The sequence below is a fragment of the Brenneria populi genome, from assembly GCF_036016195.1.
Classification (GTDB): domain Bacteria; phylum Pseudomonadota; class Gammaproteobacteria; order Enterobacterales; family Enterobacteriaceae; genus Brenneria; species Brenneria populi.
In genome coordinates this window covers 1-6,193 of the sequence record NZ_JAYWTM010000055.1, presented here as the reverse complement: position 1 = coordinate 6,193, position 6,193 = coordinate 1, and the positions used below count along the sequence as shown (strand labels likewise).

At 53.9% G+C, this 6,193-nt stretch carries 4 protein-coding genes; all 4 read right to left on the bottom strand.

Annotated elements, in window-relative coordinates; translation table 11 throughout:
* Nucleotides 1-38: 38 nt before the first annotated feature.
* Nucleotides 39-764 (bottom strand): cytochrome c oxidase assembly factor Coa1 family protein, encoded by a 726-nt coding sequence (locus VSX58_RS22295; RefSeq protein ID WP_327619966.1) that lies wholly within the window; start codon nt 762-764, stop codon nt 39-41.
* Between the two features lie 146 nt (nt 765-910).
* Nucleotides 911-4,207, bottom strand: coding sequence for an ImcF-related family protein (locus VSX58_RS22290; RefSeq protein ID WP_327619965.1), 3,297 nt, complete (start codon nt 4,205-4,207; stop codon nt 911-913).
* A gap of 16 nt (nt 4,208-4,223) precedes the next feature.
* Nucleotides 4,224-5,375: a hypothetical protein gene (locus VSX58_RS22285; RefSeq protein ID WP_327619964.1), complete on the bottom strand. Its 1,152-nt coding sequence runs from the start codon at nt 5,373-5,375 to the stop codon at nt 4,224-4,226.
* Between the two features lie 5 nt (nt 5,376-5,380).
* Entirely contained in the window at nt 5,381-5,647 is a 267-nt protein-coding gene (locus VSX58_RS22280) for a PAAR domain-containing protein (protein ID WP_327619967.1), read from the bottom strand.
* Nucleotides 5,648-6,193: the final 546 nt, after the last annotated feature.

The following is a 6,193-nucleotide window of genomic DNA, read 5'->3' as shown; positions in this document are numbered from 1 at the left end:
TACCTCTTCGGTAGCGGTAAATTTATCGAAAATAAATTTTATTGCTGCGTAAGAATATCAACTTGCTCATTGCGCTCGGTATTGAGAATCAGCGTATGATATACCCACTGTCCGGCAATATTTTTTGCCTGAATATAAATATCGCCACGACTTTTCTCACCAGACACGGGGATTTTAAAATCGACGGCTTCATTACTGGCGCTTCCAGTAATAAAGTAGCCATCGGAAATATTTTCACCTAACTTATCGATAGCGCGAACATCACTTTTCACTCTAGCCAGCGCGTCCTGATAAACAACATTGCCCTTCAATATAGCCATAACGCCAATAAAGATAGCGATAACCATAGAAAAGATAGAAACCGGGATAGCCCATTTCCAGTTACGGTTAAGCCAACTCTTTTTTAACGTTCCAGGACGTATAGACTGGCTATTACCCACATCGTTTTCTTTTTCTAAGCCTTCATCATCATCCGTAAACCAGTCTTGTTGGAAGCGACCATTTTTAAAACGGTATGCCGATAGGCCATATTTAAGTTCATTGCCATTTTTATCTTTAACAAAACCGTTGTCCTTTCCCAAAGAGAAGAGAAATGCATCCACAATCAACAGCGCCGAATCCCAAAACCACCATATGCCAAAACCACCAAAGGTAATCAGTTTAAGTATGCCGGTTTTAATTTTGCCAAGATAAAAGCGATCGGCGCCTAACATGCCTAAAAAACCAGAAAGCAGCAATGCGATAATTCTGTTTTTACGCTTCATAAGACCTCAAATTTAAAATAAGACATTAAATAAAATACAATCGCATTATAAAAAAATGGCATGCGCTAATAAAAATAGGTTTTATTCTGAGGATATCCCCTCATACGGTTTACAGCCCTGCGCCACGGCGGGCGCAGGGCATCCCTTTACTCAATAAAAATCGTGTCCGGCAGACGGAAGCCTTTCAGGTCCAGCAGCGCCAGCGGCCCTTTGCCCAATTCGGTGCGCAGCACGTAATTGAGCGGCAGACCATCCTGCGCGCGCCACACCAGTTGATAACGGCTGCCGTCGATCGGCGTCACCTGCGCTTTTTCCAACAGGCGGATCAGTCCCCAGGTTCCCTGGATATTGGCATACTCGCGATTGCCGGACGTGGTACTGACCCAGGTCAGCATCACCCCTGGACGGAAGCTGTTACCCGGCCAGCTAATGGCATGCCAGCTCTCCATCTGGTTAAAATATTTGATCTCCTGCCCGTCGATGGTTAACGCGGTCTGGACGATATCGCGCGCCGGCCGCGCCATCAGCTCGAAATGCATGCCGGCGTCGCCGTCGGCGAACACGATATCCGCCAGTTGGCTAAGCTGGTTAACGCTGCGCAGGAACTGCGGGTTGATGCGCATGCCTTGGGTATTCATGGCGTCAGGCACCCACTGGTTGCCCTCTTTATGCAACACGCCGCTCAGCCGGGTGCTCAGAAAACGTGCGATACGGCCGCTGTCCGCGCGCAGATACTGCGCCAGCAGCGGCAGCGAGGCATCGCTTTGCGTCGCGCGGAACGGGTAGCGTCCGTCGAACGCGTCGTTCCACTCATCCACGATCCCGTGCCGCCACTGCGCATTAAGGCTGGCGGCGGTCGGCGTCAGCACCTGCTGCCACGCCTGCTCCACCGGCTGCACGAACAGTGCGTCGCCGAAACCGCCCCACTCCTGACCCAGGCTGGCGGCCAGCAGACTGCCGTAGTCACGCGTGTCGGTCAGGTCGACGGTTTTTCCCTGAAACACCGTCTGGGCCATCGCCTGCGCCATCGCCTGCGGATCCGGCGCGTTGGTGATCTGCTGCAGTTTCAGCCGCACGCGCGTCATCCGCGTCAGGAACGTCGGCAGATTGAGACTATTGTTGCTCTGTGCGCCGGCCTGAGTATCCATCAGCGCCAGCAGAGGGCCGAAAACGTCATCCAGCGGACCGGGCTGACGCACACCGTTTTCCGTCTGGCGGTCGTCGCGGCTAAAGAGCCCGCGCGTCGCCTGTTCGACCGTTCCGGACAGGGCGGCGTCCTTCTGACCGGCTGACGCCTGCCAGGCGATCGACTTCATCAATGCGGTCAGCGGCGACTGCCGGGCATCGGCCATCAGCGTTAACTGGTCAATGGAGTCGGACAGCGACGCCGCCGGCTGCCACTGCATGCCGTTGAGGAAATCCAGCCACGCGCTGGCGAAATCTTCGAAATAGCGGGCGCGCAGCCGTGCTTGCAACGCGTCGGTGGAAAGATCCTGCTCATGGGCGCGGTTATCGCTCAGCACCCAATCCGCTTCAGCGCCGCGCTGGCGGACAATCTTATCGATCGCTCCGCGCACTTTTTGCTCCCAGGCCTGACGGGTAAACATTCCCGGTACGCCGCCGTCGTTAGTGAACAACAACGACGCATCGGTTTCGCCCGTCAACTGCTCCAGCGTCAGATCGGGGAACTGATGGGCAATTTGCTGCAACAGTTTCTGATAGAGTTCGTTTTCCATATCCAGACGGGTAGCGTGACGCAGCAGCGTCTTGCGCGCCTGATTGACCCGCCGCGCGTCTGGCTGAATACTCCATTCCGGGTGCGACGGCAGGTTCTGCGCATAAAACGCCAGCAGAGAGGGCGCGGCGCTCTGCCAGACGCCGTCCGCCACGCCCTCGCGATGCGGCCAGACGCGCGCCAGATTTTCCGCCAGAAACGCCGGATCGGCTTTATCGGGACGCGCCATCATCAGATACGCCTTGAGCGTGTTGTACAGCGGCCTGGCGTTTTTCGGCTGCTGCGCGTCGGCGTCGGCGGACTGCGCGCTCAGCAGCGCCAGCTCTTCCAACAGACGCTCGGCCGCGGCATCGCGCATCAGGCCGTCGTTGCTGCGCTGATAAACCGGCCACAGGGCCGCCAGCTGCGGCCGGGTCTGATCCAAACCGAAGCGGTCGTACCAGGGGCTGCCGTTTGCCGCATTATGCTGCAACCGTCCGATTTCCTGCTGCAGAGCCTGCTGGCTTAGCAGGCGATCGCTAAGCGAGCGCTGCCCTTGCTGAACGTTATCAGCCAAGCGGTTATTACTGATAATCTGCGCGCGATTGTTGAGGAATGACATAATGCTGCCAAGGCTCCATACGATTGCCAAACCGATAAGCCCCCACTGCGCTGTTTTCGCCCATGGGAAGCCTAGGGAGCGCCCGCGCCAGACCCGTGCATCGCTGATAATGCCATTCCAGCCGGCGTCAGGGAGCCAGCCGTGACGAGCGACGCCTTCCCGCGATACAACCGGCAAACTGAACATCAAGCCGGCCAGCCGAATGGGCTGCGCGCCCGTAAGCAGCGGCACCAAAGCCTGACGCAGACGCTCAATGCCCCCGGTATTCAGCTGTTCCGCCAAACGCAGCAGAAAATCGTGCCGAGAATTGGCCAGCACTTGTCTCATCCCCTGCTGCGTGAGACGCGGCGTGAGCTGATGCAAGCTTGCTGCCAGCCGCTCCGGCGAGCACTCATTAGGCAGCAGGCAACCGACCGGTTGCGTATCGCGATCGCGCTGATTCCATGCGCTGTCGCGAACCTCCCACAAATAGAGCGGCGCCTGCCAGCCAAGTGTACGGAAGCTCTGATGCAGCTTACGAGTAAACGCGTCGGTCAAAGCGCTCTGCTCTGCGCGAGCCTCATCCGCGACCCAAACGACCGCATCGACCGGCCGCCGGCGCAGGTGGCGTAAAATGCCGAAGAGCTCCGCGCTGTTTTCGGCAAGACCATTACCGCCCCAGATAATGACAGTGCCTTCAGCGTCAAGCCACTGTTGAGTCGTCAAGCCCGGCGCCGTTTGTTCGACCAGTTCGGGCTCGCCCAAAACGATTAGCACGCTGACGCGACGCTTCCAGCGCCGACCGTAACGATAACGCAGGTGGCTTTTGAGCGTCGCTAAAAACGCGTTTTCAGTATGCTTGCCCAACGCCCGCGCTTCGCCTTCCGGATATTGGCCGCTTTTTTCCGCCGACAGACGCGTGTCGACACGCCGTGACAGCGTGACGATCAATTGCACCAGCAAAAATAGAATAAATAGGGCTAGGGTGAGACCTAATACGGCCAACCGCCGGTCCTGAACATCCAGCCCCAAACGATCGCCATAGCGCCAGATAAAATATCCCAGGGCTGACGCTACAGCGGCAAAAAGTACGAAAATCCCTGTTCTGTTCCACTTGTTACCGAACATATCAATGACGCTCCAATTATTGAATAGTGCCGATCACCCACTGCCGATCGTCTTGCGCCAGCACTAAGTAATTGCCTTGATGACTCACCGTAAGATCGGCGGCCAAAGCCATTGCCAGCCAGGCGCCGGCAGGGCCGCTCGGCCCGATAAAGGTTTCCAAATTAAGAACGCGGCCGGCATCCAGCCTGCCGCCGCCCTCCAGAGATTGCTGCGTGATGTCCGCCGTATGGTGACTGCTTCCGCTATCCGCCAGCAACAGCCCTTTAGCCTCACGCGCCGGTTGCTGGGTGTTGATAAACAACCGATATTGCGCGGCAGCCTCTTCCGGCGTTACGACCATGGGACGATAGATTTTCTTTTTGTCACCAAAGCCCCAGAGTCGGGCATGATCATCATTCATCATCAGCATGACCGCCAGACCGTCGGAAAAATCATTGTCGTCGGCATGTTGAACGACCAACACCAGCGTAGCCGTTAACGTTGGCGTTTTTATCCATGTTTCCATAATGATGGGCGATAGATATTGATGGAAAGTCAAATTCTGCCAGCCACGGATATCGCCGATATGCTGCTGCCAGGCGGAGGTAAACATTTGATGCGCGCTAGCATCGTCAGATAGAGATTCGTTCAGAATAATATTGATATTGAGCGCGATCTCCTGCGGAAGCGCCGCGATATCTTCAGCCGCAAGAGACAGCAGCAGCGATAAGCGCGACTCGCTCCCGGCGGGAAGATAATCGATTGGCTTAACCAGACCGGTGCTGACTTCAATATCCTGAGCAACGCGACGAATCATTGATGCGGTGATTTTGCGCGGGAGCAGCACCACCGATTTAATGAGCGTCATATGGCGCAGCGCCCACTGCTGCCAGGCTGCGTCCGCCTTGCGGCACTCCTCCTGCCAAAGGCGGTAACGCTCCAGGCGGTTGCCGTAAAAATAGAAGCGCAGCCCCAATACGATTATCCATAACAGGCTCAGCGCCGATGCGATGAGCAGCCAGTTGGTATTAAGTTTTAGAGGTACCCCAGGCAGCGGAATACCGTTCGGAAACAGCATCCTGCCGCTCAGACAGCCAAAACCCACCAGCAACAGCGCCGACATCCAACGGCTTACCACCGGGGGTTCAGGCTCCGCCATCGGCGTTATAACAGGCCTATTCCATGACATAATAGTTATCCTACAAAAACATCCGGTACGCTTGAAATAAGTTGGCAGCCGCAGCCGCAACGGCTGCCGTTGACCGCTACGGCTTTGCCGTCCGAAATAAAGTCAGATGCGCCTTCAACAATCGTTGTTATGCCATGACCTTTTTGCGGGCAACTGACTTTATCCCCCACCAACGCCACTTTTTTACCGTTGATAACCATAGTGGATGACGCCGAAATAACCTGGCCGCCGTGTGTGGTTTTATCGCCAAGCAGCACAAAACTCCTGGACATAATTAACTCCTCAAGTGAAAACTGAATGAGACTATAGGTAAGATGACGCAATATAGAGAAATCTGCCGCTAAACGTTCGAACATCGCAAGTTGACGCGTCAACGGGGAAATGCTTTAAGCATGAGCAATAAAAAATCCAAAAATATAGGATAATCTGGATTGCTTAAGTTATTTATTAACTTCACATCCGGCGTTCATCGAAGAACAAAAAACATATTAACCTTCATTAAAGAAAAAACTTAGCGCAGGCATGACAGTTTTAAACTTAATGTATTAAAAATACATCTACAACCATTATCTGAGAAAAATTAATGCATTAGCTTTTATTTTTTGTTTATTTTATCCGTCTTTTAACAACCATCTTGATCTATCATATGACGACTAAAAAAATATAACCAGATTCTATTAATTTTTATTCCAGTGGGTTACTTAATATTTTTTAACTTATTGTAATCAGGTCTATTGTTTGGATTAGCTGTTTCCGTACCATCAGGATAAATAATTTTAAAATAAACACCAACCTTAACTCGCAAGGGCCGCCGCCGT

Bases quoted from the DNA above. Each gene is read 5' to 3' on its own strand.
- VSX58_RS22285 (WP_327619964.1), bottom strand. From the start codon at position 5,375: ATGTCATGGAATAGGCCTGTTATAACGCCGATGGCGGAGCCTGAACCC.
- VSX58_RS22290 (WP_327619965.1), bottom strand. From the start codon at position 4,207: ATGTTCGGTAACAAGTGGAACAGAACAGGGATTTTCGTACTTTTTGCC.
- VSX58_RS22280 (WP_327619967.1), bottom strand. From the start codon at position 5,647: ATGTCCAGGAGTTTTGTGCTGCTTGGCGATAAAACCACACACGGCGGC.
- VSX58_RS22295 (WP_327619966.1), bottom strand. From the start codon at position 764: ATGAAGCGTAAAAACAGAATTATCGCATTGCTGCTTTCTGGTTTTTTA.